Source organism: Virgibacillus chiguensis, assembly GCF_900129865.1.
Classification (GTDB): Bacteria; Bacillota; Bacilli; order Bacillales; family Amphibacillaceae; genus Virgibacillus; species Virgibacillus chiguensis.
The window spans coordinates 1-15317 of sequence record NZ_FQXD01000032.1 but is presented as its reverse complement, the minus strand read 5'-3'; the positions used below and the strand labels follow the sequence as shown (position 1 = coordinate 15317).

Below are 15317 nucleotides of genomic sequence, written 5' to 3'. Positions count from 1 at the left end.
TGGGATAAACAAGAAAGTGCTACAAGCTTTGAATCTGATGAAATAACCAAAGAATTCATTGAGGAAAACTTAGACATTGGAATGACAGAATCCCAAGTAATAGATCTACTTGGAGAAGCAGATGCAATTGGTGTGGACGCTAAGGATGCTTTACCTAGCTGGAGATACGATATAGGAGCACCAGGCGATTATGAGAATGAAATTGATAAACAATTAGGAGAAGGAATTGTTGATGCCATTGACATCGAAGCAATACAGAACGGTACTGTTAAGATGCAATTGTTTATAAATTGGGAAGATGGAAAGATTATACATGTAGCTAACTCTTATTTAGAAAACGGGGAATTAGTAGTTTATCATCTGCTATCTGATGGCACAATAAAATATGATTAGTAAATAATTAGCATCAATAACAACTTGAATCAAAAAAACAACATAACTATCCAAAGACATCTCAAGCATGAGGTGTCTTTTCTTTTACCCAAAACAAACTCGATTAAAGTTGGAGGTGGGTGTTGATGTAAATGGAAGCCAAGCATAAGAAAGCTGAAAAAGATTATATCCAAGGCATGAAATATAAGGATATAGCTGATAAATATGAAGTATCGATTAATACCGTAAAGTCGTGGAAAAGGCGTCATGGTTGGGAAAGAAATAAGGGTGCACCCAAAGAAAAAAGTGTGCACACAAAAAGAGGCGGTCAACCAGGTAACAAAAATGCTATAGGAAATCCTGGCGGTGCTGCTCCTAAAAGAAATACTAATGCTGTTAAACACGGTTTGTTCGCCAAGTACTTACCAGAAGAAACGCTGGAGATAGTAAACGAAATAGATAGCATTGCTCCATTAGATATTCTATGGATGAACATAAAAATGCAGTTTGCATCCATTATGCGAGCGCAACAGATTATGTTTGTTGAAGATAAATATGATTTAACAAAAGAAGTTAAGAAAACAGAAACAGCCGACGGAGATAATTTTTCAACAGAAAAGAATGAATGGGAAATACAGTTCGCTTGGGATAAACAGGCGAACTTTTTAAATTCCCAAAGTCGCGCTATGGGCGAACTAAGAAGCATGTTGAAACAGTTTTATGAGTTGGCCAATTATGACGATGATAGGCTGCTGGAAGTTGAAAGAATGAGAGCTGTTATCGATAAGACAAAAGCCGAAACCGAGAAATTGTCCAAAGATGACAACAGTAATACTCCGCCAACAATTACAATTGTAGATGCGTGGAGTGAAGAAAATGAGTAAAGTCACCGTTAATATACAAAAAGAAGTCAATCCACATTTTAAATCGGTATGGACGACTAATAAACCATATAACATATTGCGTGGTGGTCGTAACTCTTTTAAATCATCTGTGATAGCATTGTTGCTAGTTTATATGATTTTGCGATACATCAAAAAAGGCGAGAAAGCTAATATTGTTGTCATTCGTAAAGTAGCAAACACAATAAGGGATTCGGTTTATTTAAAGATACAGTGGGCTTTAACCAAGTTTGGACTATTAAATGAGTTTAGTTGTACAGTATCGCCATTCAAGATAACGCACAAGCCGACTGGATCAACATTCTATTTTTATGGCCAAGATGATTTCCAAAAGTTAAAATCAAATGATATTGGGAATATTATTGCTGTTTGGTACGAAGAAGCGGCAGAGTTTAATGATGCAGAAGAATTTGACCAGACTAACACTACATTCATGAGGCAAAAACATCAATTAGCTGATATGGTGCGATTCTTTTGGTCATATAATCCACCCAGAAACCCATACAGTTGGATAAATGAGTGGTCTGATAGCATGGTTGGCGAAGATAATTATCTGGTTCATGATTCAAGCTACAAGAACGACGAACTAGGATTTGTTACTGAACAGATGCTACAGGATATTGAACGTATCAAAAATAATGACTATGATTATTACCGTTATTTGTACCTTGGTGAGCCTGTGGGGCTTGGAACCAATGTTTATAATATGAATTTGTTTAAACCACTTGACGAATTACCTTCTGATGATAGAATCATCGCTCTATATTACTCTATGGATACTGGTCATTCTGTGTCTGCTACATCATGCGGCTGTTATGGACTGACGACAAAGGGGAAGGTAATTCGTTTGAACACGTATTATTACAGTCCAGCTGGTCAAGTAAGAAAGAAAGCACCTAGTGAATTGTCTAAGGATATTCATGATTTTATTAAAGCGACATCAACACAAGATCATTGGAAAGGCGCTAGGATACAAAAACGTACAATTGATAGCGCGGAAGCTGCATTAAGAAATCAATACTATAAAGATTATGGTCAACATTGGGATCCGGTTGCTAAGAAAAAGAAAATAGATATGATTGATTACGTCCATGACTTATTAGCTCAGGGGCGTTTTTATTATCTTAAAAATCCATATAGAACAGGTCTGAGATATGCAGATAACAATGATATTTTCATCGAAGAACATAAGAAATATCAGTTTGACGAGAATACACTTAACTCTGATGATCCTAAAGTTATTAAGGAAGATGATCATACATGTGATGATTTTCAATACTTCTGCACAGCTAACGCTAGAGACTTGCGCTTAAAAGTCTAGGAGGTGGTAATTTGCAAATCATAGATCGCATTAAAAATCTATTTAAGAGAGGAGGTTACGCTTTGTCAGGTCAAACGTTAAAAACTATTAACGACCACCCTAAGATAAACATTGATCCAAAAGAGTTAGCTAGGATAGACCTCAACTTAAAACAGTATGAAGGCGATTATCCTCAAGTGGAATATATTAACTCACATGGTCATTTAAAAAAACGTGATTATATGACGCTGAATATGAGAAAGCTTAGTGCTGAAGTACTTGCTGGACTTGTATTTAACGAGCAATGTGAGATATATGTATCGGATGTAAAAGATGAAGAAAAGAAGGAAAATAGCTACAAGTCAGCTCATGATTTTATTGAACATGTATTTGAACATAACAAATTCAAGAAAAATTTAGCAGATTACTTAGAGCCTACATTTGCCCTTGGTGGTCTAAATGTAAGACCTTATGTAGATAGTAAGTCAGGCGAAATAGAATTTTCTTGGGCATTGGCAAATGCCTTTTTTCCATTGCGCAGTAATAGTAATGGCATTTCGGAAGGTGTAATAAAATCAGTCACAACAAAGGTCGAAAGAAACAAAACTATTTATTACACCTTGCTAGAATTTCACGAATGGGAAGATGATTTGTACGTTATTACCAATGAATTATATAAGTCAGACAACAAGGGTGAAGTCGGAAAACGGGTGCCGTTGGATGAGCTATACGAAAACTTACAAGAAAGGACAGAAATAAAGAATCTATCACGCCCGTTATTTAATTATGTGAAGCCATCAGGATTTAATAACATATGTCCGCTTAGTCCATTAGGGTTAGGGATAGCTGATAATGCAACATCTACCCTCAAAAAAATAAATGACACATACGATCAGTTTTGGTGGGAAGTCAAAATGGGGCAAAGAACTGTATTTGTTAGTGATTCAATGCTTAATACATTACCAGATGAAGCTGGTAACCCTCCTAAACAAGTATTTGATCCAGATGTCAATGTTTATAAATCAGCTCATATGGGTGATGGAAAAGAACCAGTGAAAGATGTAACTAGCGACATCCGGACTGAACAATATATATCAGCAATTAATCAATCTTTGAGAACACTTGAAATGGAGCTAAAGCTATCTGTTGGTACATTTTCTTTTGACGGCCGTAGTATGAAGACGGCAACAGAAATCGTTAGTGAGAATGACTTAACGTATCGCACCAGGAATGACCATGTATACGAAGTAGAGCAGTTTATTAAAGGATTGGTTGTATCTGTTCTAGAACTAGCAAAAGCTTACGGTTTGTTTAGCGGTGAGATACCTACATTTGAACATATTGGCGTTGACTTTGATGATGGAGTATTTCAAGATCGATCAGCGCTACTAAAATTTTACGGCCAAGCAAAAACGTACGGTTTTATTCCTACCGTTGAGGTTATTCAGCGTGTTTTTAAAGTACCAAAAGATACAGCTGAACAATGGTTACAAGAAATACAGGCAGAACAACTCGGTATGGATCCGTCTCAATTAGATAATAAGGCTTCCAATAATTTATTTGGTGATGAAGAATGATAACACCATATCAAATAGATTTATGGTCTAATAACATGGCTGATTTATATAACAGTCTTGAAGGTGAAATAATTAGGGTTATTATAAAGCGGCTGAATAGTGGTTCTAAAGATATTGCTGAGTGGCAAGCACAAAAACTGTACGAATTGCGGTTATTTAATAATGAGGTGGTCAAGCTTTTGTCTAAGGCATCTGGTGTTGCTGAATCAGAGATTAAGAGAATGTTTGAAGATACAGGTGTTGGCGTTATAAAAGATATAGATAGGTCAATGCCTTATCCAACAAAGCCTATGCCCAATAATTTAGATATGGTTATGCAGGCTTATCATGATCAAGTTTGGGATGAGATTGATAATTACGTTAATCAAACACTCGTTACCACTAATTATGGTATTGGTACAGCTCAACTAGCCTATCAAAATGTATTGAATGAAACATCTGCAATGTTTAATACTGGTTTATATACGTTTGAACAATCGTTAGAGCGAGCTATTACAAATTTAGCACAAAAAGGCATTCGTACCACTTTAACTGATAAAGGCGGCCACACATGGAGCTTAGAAGGATACACTAGAACCGTTTTAAAGTCCACACTAGGAAATACCTATAATGAGTTAAGAACAGGGCGTATGGCTGAATATGACGTTTATACGGTACTTGTTACAAGTCACGCTGGGGCAAGAAAACAATGTTCTGCCATTCAGGGCAATGTAGTAGATCTAAGAATGCCTAGCGAAATACCAGAAGGCAGTAAGTATAAATCAATCTATGATCCATCTTGGGGTGCTGAATACGGTACAGCTGGAGGTCATAGAGGAGTGAATTGCCGTCATTTACATGTACCTTTTATTCCTGATGTAAATACAAATAATCAGCCACAATATGACGCTGATTTAAATGCTAGAGTAGCGCAAGCAAGAGATACTCAGCGTCGTATTGAAAGAGGGATTGTTAAGTATAAGAAAAACCTTATGGTTGCTAAGGAATTAGGTAGTGATAAAGCAGGGCATTGGAGAATGATGGTAAGACGCAGGCAAAAGGCTATGCGTGATCATTTAAAAAAGAATGGTAAATATCTAAGCAGGAACTATAAGCGTGAAAAGGTATATACACCTCTATCTACTTTATTAGAGGATTTTTCATATAAAAAATGATTGTTAGGAGGTGAGGGTTTGTCTAATAAAATCATTAACATTGTAGATCCAGCTGGGAAGTTAGTAGCTTCTATATCACCTGATGATGTTATTTTGAAAGATGGCTATAAGGCTATGGAATCTTACGGGAATTCAGTTTGTCTAAAAGATGATGATGGAGAACTTGAGGTAATTAGACCTGAAGTTAGTATTTAAAATGTTGAAGTCTTAGGAGGATATAAAATGAACAACCAAATCGAAAATAACTTTAGTTATCATGCACCAAAGGAAGGGCAGGTTGAGAAATATAATGCAATAAGAGAGAAAGCTAAGGAACTGGCTTATTTGCTTGAAGAAGTTTGTCCTAATAGTCGTGAGAAGTCAGTTGCATTAACTAATCTGGAAACATCAGTTATGTGGGCGAACGCCTCTATTGCTAGAAACGAATAACCCTCGTCTTTAGCCAACAGACGGTATAAACAGGGCTTTTTGTTATGCGCTTTTATCGCAGTTATGCGTAAAATAACTAATCCATCGTGGACAAGACCACGTCAACAAATGTAGGAGGAATGGAAGATGAATAGAGAAGAATTAAAAGAATTAGGTTTGTCAGATGAACTGATTGATAAAGTAATGACCAGCCATGGCAAAGTAGTAAACTCGATCAAAGAAAAGGCCGAAAAAGCAGATACTCTTGAAAGCCAAATTGAAGACTATAAAACGCAATTAGCAGATCGTGATACTCAACTAGAGGAACTTGGAAAAAAAGCCGAAGGTAATGAAGAACTAACTGCCCAAATTGAAGAATTAAAGCAACAGAATGAAACAACAAAGACGGAATATGAGCAGAAGCTTGAACAACAGGCGTTTGATCACAAGTTAGAAAACACTTTATCTGGCGCGAAAGTTAAAAACACCAAGGCTGTTAAGGCTCTATTAGATATGGATACCATTAAACTTGATGGCGATATTCTTAAAGGTCTTGACGATCAATTGAATAATTTAAAAGAGAACGAGCCATATCTATTTGAAGCAGAAGAAAAGCCGCCCTCACCAACGATTGTCACACCAGGTAATCCAAACGGCGGAACTAATACGGGAAATGATGATCCGTTTGCTGCAAAACTAGCAAAATATAATTAAAAGAAAGAGGTAATATAAATGACAGTAAAGCAAAAGCAACAACTATTACAATTAAACCTACAGTACTTTGCTGCAGGAAATAACAACAATCAAGCAGTGCGAAGCTATCAAAAACAATTTAAAGAACTATTGCAAGCTGTTTACCAAAAGCGTGCTTATTTTTCAGAGTTTTTCGGTGGCGGGTTGGAAGCATTAGACGGAGTTACTCATAACAAAACAGCTTTCTCCATTAAAACAAGTGATATTCCTGTTGTAATTGGAACGGAGTATAACAAAGACGAAAATGTAGGTTTTGGAACAGGAACAGGTAAATCATCACGTTTTGGCGATCGTCAAGAAATTATCTACACAGATAAAGATGTACCTTACACTTGGGAATGGGTATTTCATGAAGGAATTGACCGCCATACTGTAAACAATGATTTTGCTGCAACTATTGCAGACCGATCAGATTTACAAGCACAAGCAAAAGTACAAATGTTTGATAATCATGGCGGTAAGTTTATTTCTACGGTTGCTGATCAAGTGTTTGAACTAGCTGAGATTGCAAATGATCCAGTGCTAAAGCTGTTTAATTCACTAAACGAAGCTTATACAAATATGGAAGCCGTTGGTACAAAAATGGCATGGGTGAAACCAGCTTTATACAATGCAATCGTTGACCATCCAATTACAACGACTGCTAAGCGTTCAGGTGCAAATGTTGATACGAACAACATCTTACAATTCAAAGATTTTCTTATCAAAAAAGTACCAGAAACAAAATTCCAAACTGGTGAACTTGCTTATACGTCGATTGCTGGTGTTGGTAAGCAATTTACTGGTATCAATACAACACGAACTATTGAGTCTGAGGACTTTGACGGAGTAGCTTTTCAAGGTGCTGGTAAAGCAGGAGAGTTTATTTTGCCTGCCAACAAAAAAGCTGTTATCAAAGTTGTTCAGTTGGGGGAGTAACGACCCCGAATATTGACAATGTCGCGCCAACGACTGACGGGGCAGTCATCATTTTAAAATAAGGAGGGCTTTTATGTTTAAAATCTACAAAGGTAATGATGTGGTCGTAGAGGGTGAAAGCCCTCTTAGAATCACAGGAATTGGCGCTAATCAAAGTGTTAAGGCAGGAGACTATAAAGCTGTTAGAGTCGAAGGAGACAGAGAAAGCGAGAAAATAGACATTCCTGCATTTAAAACCCTGCCAATTGATGTAACGGGAGTGAAGCTATCTCCTAAAACTTCCAATGCAGAGGCAGGAACAACTGGAAGCAGACAATTAACAGCTACTTTATCACCTTCTAATGCAACTAATAAGAGTGTATCTTATGCGATTGCACCATCTACAACTGGCTTATCGGTTAGCGACAGTGGTTTAATTAGTTGGTCTGCAGATGTGCCAGCAGGAGAATACACTACAACGGTTACTACAACTGATGGTTCATTTACTGATACACATATCCTAACATTGGCTGAACCAGAGCCAGAATCGCCGCCAGAAGGTGAATAAAAATGAATTATCTTACGTATGACGAATTTAAAGAAATATCTGAAGTAGATATTGAGGAATCAACTTTTAAGAGTTTAATTAAAAAAGCTAGTGCGGTGTTAAATGCTGAAACTAGCTATTTCTATGTTAAAAATGACATTACGAAAGATAATGAGTGGAGGGTAACTCAATTTAAACAGGCTTTATGCGCTCAAATTGAGTTTTTCTACGAAATAGGAGCAACAACATTTGAAGGAATTAATAAATCACCACAATCGTTTAGTGCTGGGCGTACAACGGTTACTAACAAAAGTCGTTCTAGTTCAGGTGGAAAGTCACTGGTAGCAGAAGATGTGTACATCTACCTAGAAGGTACTGGACTACTCTTTTCTGGGGTGAGTGTATGGTAATGCCGAAACCACCAAAAGACTTTTGTATTGATTCATTTGAATACAAAGAATACCTGGGTGAAAATAATTGGTCTGAACCCGAGTATGCTAAACCGATCTCAATTGAGCATTGCCGTATTGATCGTGGTGCTGAATATACTTCAACAACATCCGGTAAGCAACTGCTATATAATGCGGTTGTTTTTTGTTATGAAGGCATAACCGATCCATTACCTGCATTTAAAGCACAGTCGGTATTGATGTTTGATGATCAAGACCACGTTGTAACCAAGGTGATTCCAATTTATGAAGCTTATTCTAAAACCATCTATTCGTATGAGTTAGAGGTGGTCTGATGGCGCGAGTTGACATTAATTTAAAAGGTGCGCAACATAAATTAAAATCACAGATAATTAAAAAAGGCAGAAGATCACTAGCGAACCAAGCTTTATCCGACATGAACCAATTTGTACCAATGGATGAAGGAGTTTTAAGACAAACCGCAACTATAGACATTGATGGCACAGCAATTAATTACGACACGCCTTATGCTGCCAGACTATTTTATATGCCTATGTATAACTACACTACACCCGGAACAGGACCAAGATGGGATATGAAAGCGAAAAGGATATTTATGAGTGATTGGATTAACGCATTTATGAAGGGAGCTGATTGGTAGTGGATTTTATGGAACGATTAAGTGACAGAATAAATGACATACCTAAGCTTCCTGTTACCTGCAAATTGGGGTATTTAGGTGCAGAAGAATCACTTGCTTTATATCCTTTACCTGGATCCCAAGTAGTGACAGAATACATGGATGGCACAACTGACCAGCAATTAAATTATGAAATTGCAATGAAATCGAAATTGCAAAGTAAAATTCATAATACACTTTGGCTAGTTCAAAACGAACTGGAAAATCTAGTAGTCTTGGAAAGTTTTGATGATAGTTTTGAGTTTGAAGAGTTAATCATAACGAATAAGCCTTTCATCAATAACGCTGATGAACAAGGTTGGTACGTCTTTTTATTGAATATACAAGCAAAAATTACAGTATTTAGGGAGGAATAAGGATGGCAAGAAGAAAGAACGCTTTGCGTGGGCATTTTGTACAAGAATATATTCCTGATCAAGAACCAACGGAAGATGGCTGGTTAGAACTAGCAAACTATATATCAACTATTGGTGATGATACACAGGAAGAAACAGAAGATATGGCTTTTTACGATGGTGATGGAACTCTAGAATCAGATATTATATCTGTAGCAGGGGCATACACGCCCGAAGGATACTTTAACCCAGATGACCCTGCCCAGGCATTAATTGCAAGTTTAAAATACAAAACTGGTGATGGCCGTAAAATTTGGCATAAAGTTGTTAGGTCTGATGGCAAAAAAGAATGGGTTGGTAGAGCGACGGTATCGGCAATTGTAGCAGGCGCTGGCGACGCTAGTGCTTACGAAGCGTTTAGCTGTAACATTAGATTTGATACGCTACCAAAGGAGACTGATCTAACAACTCCACCGTCGGGGGAGTAAATACCCCATCTGTTGAAAATGTTGAATCTACAACGGATGGGGCTATTGTAAATCTAAAATAACTATGAGAAGGGGGGCGCTCTATAGGGCGTCTCTTTTTAATGGGAGGATAAACTAATGTCGGAAATAAATATAGGTATTGAACGAACAGGTTTTCCAGTGAAAATAGGCACCATTGAACTATGGTTTGACAGTTCCTTGGAAAACTTAAGACGCTTTTTCAATGTAAATGAACTAGCAAATGAAAAGTTAAAAGAAGCGCAAGAAAAGGCACAGCATATTCATTTTCCTGATAATGCTGAAATCGAAAGCTTAGATGTAAAAACAGTTGATGCTGCTCTTGATGTAAACAAAGAGTTTATTGCTGCCCAATATGACATTATTTTTGGTGAGGGATCCTTTAAAAAAATCTACAAAAAACACCCTGATATCTTAGCTCTAGAGCAAGCTTTAGAAGCTGTCGGGATAGCTATAGCTAAACGGATTGAAGAACAAGAGGAAGAACGTTCTGGAAAAGTAGAAGCTAAGAAAAATGAGTACTTAAATAAAAAGTCTAGCAAGAAGTAGGTGACAATGTATGAGGTTGAACGATCCTCTGGTCACTAGCTTTGAATATGATGGTAAAGAATATGCCATTGATTTAGCCTTTGACAATGTATTAGATGTATTTGATGTGCTTAATGATGAATTATTAAGAGACTACGAGAAAGCTGAAATATGCCTTATTTTGTTGTTTGGAGAACAACCTTTTGATGAAGCAATAACAATTGATTTGTGGAATCACGTCTATGAATCTTTTATCTATATCGAAAATGAACAACCGATTGAATATGATTTGAAAGGTAATCCTTTGCCAGTGCAACATGAGGAACAAAAACAACTGATTGATTTAGATAAAGATGCGGAATATATTTTTGCCTCTTTTCAACAGGCTTACGGAATGAATCTATACCAAGAACAAGGTAGTTTACATTGGCATGAATTTCAATCGCTATTGCAAGGACTGCCAGATGACACAATTATGAAGCGCATTATACAAATACGCCAATGGGAACCCTCGAAAGGAGAATCAACCGAATATAAGCAATCCATGAGGAAACTCCAAAAAATATATGCACTTGATGACGATGATCAGGAGGAGGTGGAGTAGTTGTCGGATGGGTCTATAAAAATACAAATTGAAGTCGATGGAAAACAGGTCAAACTCGCTTCTAGAGAATTAGACAAACTAGAAGAAGCTGGACTTGATTCAGGAAAAGGTATTAAAGCAGCTGAAAGCAGTTTAGATAGCCTTGGAGCAAGTAGTTCAAAAGCCGGTTCTAGCGTAAAGGGTGCTACAGATAGTTTGGACGACATGTCAGACGGAGCTAAAAATGCTGCAGATGGCACGGATAAGGCATCTATTGGCATTAAGGAATTAGCTACGTCGTTAGGCCTTGTTGCAATTGGTGCTGCGGCATTTCAAACGTTAAGCGCATCTATGGATGATGCTATTTCCCGTTTTGACACACTTAATACCTTTCCTAAAGTACTTCAAGCTTTAGGTGTGTCTGCTGAGGATTCAGAAAAAGCTATGAACAAATTGTCAGATGGAATAGATGGACTACCAACAAAACTTGATGAAATATCATCGACCGCACAACGTATGTACACGTCATTTAATGATATGGATAAAGCAACAGACACAGCGTTAGCACTAAATAATGCATTGCTAGGATCAGGATCAAGCGCCGAAGAAGCTAAGCGTGGTACAGATCAGTATCTTAAAGCACTTCAAAAGGGCAAGTTTGAATTAGACGACTGGCATACTTTATCAGAAACAATGGATGTTGGTTTGTTGAAAATCGCCGAATCATTTGGATATACAGGTAGAAGTGCTAAAAATGACCTTTACAAAGCTTTGCAAGATGGAACAATAACAATGGATCAATTTAATGATAAATTGATTGAAGTTGGTACCGGAACAGGCGTTATGGCTAAATTAGCTAAAGAAAACAGTTTAGGGATAGCTACATCTTTAAGTAACTTACGAAATGCGGCAGCTAAAGGTATAGCTGACATCATAAGTTCTTTTGACAAATTATCAAAAGAGGTCACCGGAAAAGACATTGCTCAAAACATTGATAGCCTAAAAGGGATTGTCAATTCGTCTTTTAGAGTAATTGGAGCAGTCATAGAGAGTACCACGCCACTATTTAAAGTTTTTGGCTCAGCTGTAGGAGCAATAATACCTGTAGTCAAGGCGTTATCTCCAGCTATAATGGGAGCAGTAACAGCTTATGCGGGTCTTATGGTAGTTACTAAAGTAAGTGCCGCAATAAAAGCGTCTAATGCAGTATTGGCTACGGCGCAATCGGCACAAAAAGCATTAACGTTAGTTACTAAAGCACAAATGACTGCTCAAGTTGCTTCAACTACAGCTAAAAAAGCGGACATTGTTGCTACGGCCGCACAAACGGGAGCAATAAAATTAAGCACTTTGGTAATTGGTGTAATGACAGGGAAAATAAAGTTAGCTACAGCTGCCACTATCGCTCTTGCTGCAGCTAAAAAAATACTTATGGGTCCTATAGGTTGGGTTACAGCAGGAATTGGTGCATTAGTCGGTGCGGCAGTAGGGATAGTAAAGTGGTTTAATAAATCTAGCGAAGAAGCCAAAAAACTTAATGGAGAGACCGAAAAACTAGGTGAATCAACAAGTTCATTAAAAGATTCCCTAAATAGTTCTTCTGAGGCCTATCAAGAAAATCAAAAGGATATTAAAGCAACTGCAGAAGCCAATACAGAATTAACTGATAAGATAGAAAAATTAGCAGAAAAGGAAAACAAGTCAGCTACTGAAAAGCAAATGTTAGCAAAATACATTGAGCAACTTAATGGAAGGGTAGAGGGACTAAATCTTGCTTATAATGAAGAGGCTAACGCTCTGAGTATGTCATCCGAACAGTTAAAAGCTAGGGTAGGCTTAATGAAAGAGCAAGAGGCAGGTATAGCAGCACAAGAAAGATTATTGGAGATATCAGAAGAACAAAACAAGGTCGATCAGCAACTTAGTGAAATTAACGAGCTTAGAGCTGAAAGCAAGAAGCTGCATGATGATGAGAAAATATCGAAAGAGGACCACAAAGAAGCAACAGCGGAATTAGGAGAACAAGAAAACTCTTTAAGAGAGACTAAAAAACAGTTAGCAGAACAACAAAAACTCACAGAGAAACAGCTAACGACATCAATGGCTAATATAACAGAGGCTACTGAAAACGGCGTGTATAATCAGGTACTCAAGTTTGAAGAACTGTCCGAATCACAACAAAAGACCGTTGAGTCCATGCAATCTACTTGGGAAACTTATAAAGAACAAGCGACGAATATGTTTGATACGTTAAGCGAGAAGTCTGAACTGTCCGTTAGTGAAATGACTAATAATCTTGAGAAAAACCAAGAGGTTATAAGTAATTGGGCAGATAATATTGCTACTCTGGCTGAACGCGGTGTGGATGAAGGTTTATTGAATACTTTAAGAGAAGCGGGTCCAGAATCAGCGGGACATGTAAATGCTTTGGTAAATGCATCAGATGAGGAACTGGCAACTTTAAGCGAAGCATTTAAAAAAGGTGGAGATACAGCAACCGACGCTCTTAGTAAATCTTTAGGCATTGAAGAATCTGGCGTTATGGAAGCTGTTGGTCATTTGGTAACAGGTGCAAAACAGTCATTAACAGAACAAATAGAGTCCGCTAATTTTAAATCCGTGGGTAACGCCATACCCAATGGGATGGCGAGCGGTATTAGTAACGGGTCGAAAAATGCTAAAAAAGCGTCTGAAAAAATGGCTAACGACACAAAGAACGCATCAGAAGAAGCATTAGGTATTAACAGCCCATCTAGAGTTTTTAAAGAAATCGGAGCAGGCGTTACAGAAGGGCTTACTTTAGGTATAAACCAAGGCACATCTAAGGTTATTCAGGCTGTGAAAAAAATGTTTCAATCGGTTATAAAAAGTTCCGATTCAAGTTTTAAAGTAATCACAAAAGGATATGACAATTCCATTAAGCGAATTGATAAATCGTTAAATAAGCTACCGAAAATTGCTCAAAAGTCGATGTCAAATATGCTTAATAGACTAAAGTCAGGTACACCGAAGCAAATTAGTACCATGAAGAACTTGTCTAAATCATTAACTAATCCATTTAGAAATACTATGTCTCAATTTAATTCTATTGGTAGAAACGCAATGGCTGGTTTGAATCAAGGTTTGTGGTCTGGTCGAGGACGAGTGATGTCTACAGCTAGAAGTATCGCTAATAGCGTTGCTAGTACAATGAAAAGCGCATTAAGAATACATTCTCCATCTAGAGTAATGAAGGATGATGTTGGTAGATGGATACCTGAAGGAATTGCCTTGGGGATAAAAGATAATGCTAAATCTGTTTATGATGAAATTAATAAACTATCCAGTGCAATGGTTATGACATCGACTCCAGAAGTAGCTTTGGGAACAAATAGAATGGCACATGCGGGGCATAATTACATTGCTGAGGTGATAAAAGGTTTTCAAATAAGATCTACTGATATTTCTAAAACTTTATCCAGAATGAATAATAATCAGAAGATTATTATTGAGCCTTCAGAAGTCTTAATCGATAGTCGTTATGCAGGAAAAGTATTATGGAAACCAATAAAAGAAAACATAGATAGAGCTAGAGGGGGAATAAATAGGTTTAATGAAGGGAGACATCACTTATGATTTTTAACGGATTAGATTTAACGCCACACTTTAGAATTAAATCTGTTATAGGCAGGGGGTTAACTTCAAATGAGCTAACGATTATAAATATTTCTAACATGGACGGAGTATATTATTCCAGAAAACGCCACCCTCCTAGAAGAATAATAATCGAATTACAAGTAAGAGCCCAAGGTCGGGAAGAAATAAGAAGGAAAATTGATTTATTAAATAAGATACTCGACGTAAATGAACCTGTGCCTATTATTTTTCCTGATGAACCAGAAAAAGTTTATTATGGAATCCCTGAAGTTGCCGATGAAGTAAACGAGTACACGTTTTTACATAACGGGACTTTAACAATATTATGTCCATCTCCTTATAAGTACGGAGAAGAACAAACCTATGAGTTTACCGAAGACGCTGGAATAATCGAAAATAACGGCACAGCTCCTTCATCTCCAATTATAGAGTTAGAAGCAATTAAACCTGTCACATTTGCATTGGTTAGTAATGGTGATAAATATAACATGATAGGTAAGTCGATTAACGTTGATCTAAACGAGCCTGCTGAAAAATTAACCACTTTATTAAATAATCGCATGGATAACTTTACAGGATGGACAAATACAACGGCAGGGTTTGCGCTTAAAGGTCCACTTGGCGGTATTGTTGATGGTAGTTTTACACTCGGCAATGGTCAATGGATGGTATCTGATTACGGCAGTAATCCAAATGGTTGGCATGGTCC

General features: G+C 37.3%; 19 protein-coding genes. All 19 read left to right on the top strand.

Going from position 1 to position 15317, the window contains the following annotated elements:
* Positions 1-393 (top strand): hypothetical protein (locus BUB45_RS20065; RefSeq protein WP_170861798.1); only part of this gene is annotated, 393 nt, incomplete at its 5' end.
* Between the two features lie 131 nt (positions 394-524).
* Positions 525-1256 (top strand): phage terminase small subunit, encoded by a 732-nt coding sequence (gene terS / locus BUB45_RS19105; RefSeq protein WP_073013450.1) that lies wholly within the window; start codon positions 525-527, stop codon positions 1254-1256.
* A complete protein-coding gene (locus BUB45_RS19100; protein ID WP_073013448.1) occupies positions 1249-2595 on the top strand; it encodes a PBSX family phage terminase large subunit in 1347 nt (448 codons plus the stop codon). The genes terS and BUB45_RS19100 overlap by 8 nt, the downstream gene beginning before the upstream one ends.
* A gap of 11 nt (positions 2596-2606) precedes the next feature.
* Positions 2607-4151 carry a phage portal protein gene (locus BUB45_RS19095; protein ID WP_170861797.1) on the top strand — a complete coding sequence of 515 codons (1545 nt, stop codon included), beginning with the start codon at positions 2607-2609 and terminating at the stop codon, positions 4149-4151.
* The gene (locus tag BUB45_RS19090) at positions 4148-5305 is read left to right on the top strand and encodes a phage minor capsid protein (protein WP_073013447.1); all 1158 of its coding nucleotides are present in this window, start codon (positions 4148-4150) and stop codon (positions 5303-5305) included. The genes BUB45_RS19095 and BUB45_RS19090 overlap by 4 nt, the downstream gene beginning before the upstream one ends.
* 18 nt (positions 5306-5323) lie before the next feature.
* Complete coding sequence (locus tag BUB45_RS20060; RefSeq protein WP_170861796.1) at positions 5324-5500, top strand: hypothetical protein; 177 nt, start codon at positions 5324-5326, stop codon at positions 5498-5500.
* 27 nt (positions 5501-5527) lie between these two features.
* Entirely contained in the window at positions 5528-5734 is a 207-nt protein-coding gene (locus BUB45_RS19085) for an Acb2/Tad1 domain-containing protein (protein WP_073013445.1), read from the top strand.
* Positions 5735-5860: 126 nt separating this feature from the next.
* Complete coding sequence (locus BUB45_RS19080) at positions 5861-6427, top strand: phage scaffolding protein (protein ID WP_073013443.1); 567 nt, start codon at positions 5861-5863, stop codon at positions 6425-6427.
* Positions 6428-6445: 18 nt separating this feature from the next.
* Positions 6446-7384 carry a phage capsid protein gene (locus BUB45_RS19075; protein WP_212590794.1) on the top strand — a complete coding sequence of 313 codons (939 nt, stop codon included), beginning with the start codon at positions 6446-6448 and terminating at the stop codon, positions 7382-7384.
* A 73-nt stretch (positions 7385-7457) separates the two neighbouring features.
* Positions 7458-7931: a putative Ig domain-containing protein gene (locus BUB45_RS20055; RefSeq protein ID WP_170861795.1), complete on the top strand. Its 474-nt coding sequence runs from the start codon at positions 7458-7460 to the stop codon at positions 7929-7931.
* A gap of 2 nt (positions 7932-7933) precedes the next feature.
* Entirely contained in the window at positions 7934-8320 is a 387-nt protein-coding gene (locus tag BUB45_RS19065; RefSeq protein ID WP_073013441.1) for a head-tail connector protein, read from the top strand.
* Positions 8314-8655, top strand: coding sequence for a putative minor capsid protein (locus tag BUB45_RS19060; RefSeq protein ID WP_073013439.1), 342 nt, complete (start codon positions 8314-8316; stop codon positions 8653-8655). The genes BUB45_RS19065 and BUB45_RS19060 overlap by 7 nt, the downstream gene beginning before the upstream one ends.
* Complete coding sequence (locus tag BUB45_RS19055; protein WP_073013438.1) at positions 8655-8981, top strand: minor capsid protein; 327 nt, start codon at positions 8655-8657, stop codon at positions 8979-8981. The genes BUB45_RS19060 and BUB45_RS19055 overlap by 1 nt, the downstream gene beginning before the upstream one ends.
* Positions 8981-9376, top strand: a complete 396-nt coding sequence (locus tag BUB45_RS19050; protein WP_073013436.1) for a minor capsid protein — start codon at positions 8981-8983, stop codon at positions 9374-9376. Before BUB45_RS19055 ends, BUB45_RS19050 begins: the two co-directional genes overlap by 1 nt.
* A 2-nt stretch (positions 9377-9378) precedes the next feature.
* On the top strand, positions 9379-9843 hold the full coding sequence (locus BUB45_RS19045; RefSeq protein WP_073013434.1) for a phage tail tube protein: 465 nt from the start codon (positions 9379-9381) through the stop codon (positions 9841-9843).
* 117 nt (positions 9844-9960) lie between these two features.
* Positions 9961-10410 (top strand): hypothetical protein, encoded by a 450-nt coding sequence (locus BUB45_RS19040; protein WP_073013432.1) that lies wholly within the window; start codon positions 9961-9963, stop codon positions 10408-10410.
* 10 nt (positions 10411-10420) lie between these two features.
* The gene (locus BUB45_RS19035) at positions 10421-10993 is read left to right on the top strand and encodes a bacteriophage Gp15 family protein (RefSeq protein ID WP_073013430.1); all 573 of its coding nucleotides are present in this window, start codon (positions 10421-10423) and stop codon (positions 10991-10993) included.
* Positions 10994-14587, top strand: coding sequence for a tape measure protein (locus BUB45_RS19030; RefSeq protein WP_073013428.1), 3594 nt, complete (start codon positions 10994-10996; stop codon positions 14585-14587).
* The coding region (locus BUB45_RS19025; protein ID WP_170861794.1) for a distal tail protein Dit at positions 14584-15317 on the top strand (734 nt) is incomplete at its 3' end. The genes BUB45_RS19030 and BUB45_RS19025, both read left to right, overlap by 4 nt.

Excerpts from the sequence above, each read along its gene's own strand:
- BUB45_RS19065 (WP_073013441.1), top strand. The coding sequence starts at position 7,934 with ATGAATTATCTTACGTATGACGAATTTAAAGAAATATCTGAAGTAGAT.
- BUB45_RS20055 (WP_170861795.1), top strand. The coding sequence starts at position 7,458 with ATGTTTAAAATCTACAAAGGTAATGATGTGGTCGTAGAGGGTGAAAGC.
- BUB45_RS19035 (WP_073013430.1), top strand. The coding sequence starts at position 10,421 with ATGAGGTTGAACGATCCTCTGGTCACTAGCTTTGAATATGATGGTAAA.
- BUB45_RS19040 (WP_073013432.1), top strand. The coding sequence starts at position 9,961 with ATGTCGGAAATAAATATAGGTATTGAACGAACAGGTTTTCCAGTGAAA.
- BUB45_RS19100 (WP_073013448.1), top strand. The coding sequence starts at position 1,249 with ATGAGTAAAGTCACCGTTAATATACAAAAAGAAGTCAATCCACATTTT.
- BUB45_RS19080 (WP_073013443.1), top strand. The coding sequence starts at position 5,861 with ATGAATAGAGAAGAATTAAAAGAATTAGGTTTGTCAGATGAACTGATT.
- BUB45_RS19045 (WP_073013434.1), top strand. The coding sequence starts at position 9,379 with ATGGCAAGAAGAAAGAACGCTTTGCGTGGGCATTTTGTACAAGAATAT.
- BUB45_RS19075 (WP_212590794.1), top strand. The coding sequence starts at position 6,446 with ATGACAGTAAAGCAAAAGCAACAACTATTACAATTAAACCTACAGTAC.
- BUB45_RS19085 (WP_073013445.1), top strand. The coding sequence starts at position 5,528 with ATGAACAACCAAATCGAAAATAACTTTAGTTATCATGCACCAAAGGAA.
- BUB45_RS19060 (WP_073013439.1), top strand. The coding sequence starts at position 8,314 with ATGGTAATGCCGAAACCACCAAAAGACTTTTGTATTGATTCATTTGAA.
- BUB45_RS19090 (WP_073013447.1), top strand. The coding sequence starts at position 4,148 with ATGATAACACCATATCAAATAGATTTATGGTCTAATAACATGGCTGAT.
- BUB45_RS19055 (WP_073013438.1), top strand. The coding sequence starts at position 8,655 with ATGGCGCGAGTTGACATTAATTTAAAAGGTGCGCAACATAAATTAAAA.
- terS (WP_073013450.1), top strand. The coding sequence starts at position 525 with ATGGAAGCCAAGCATAAGAAAGCTGAAAAAGATTATATCCAAGGCATG.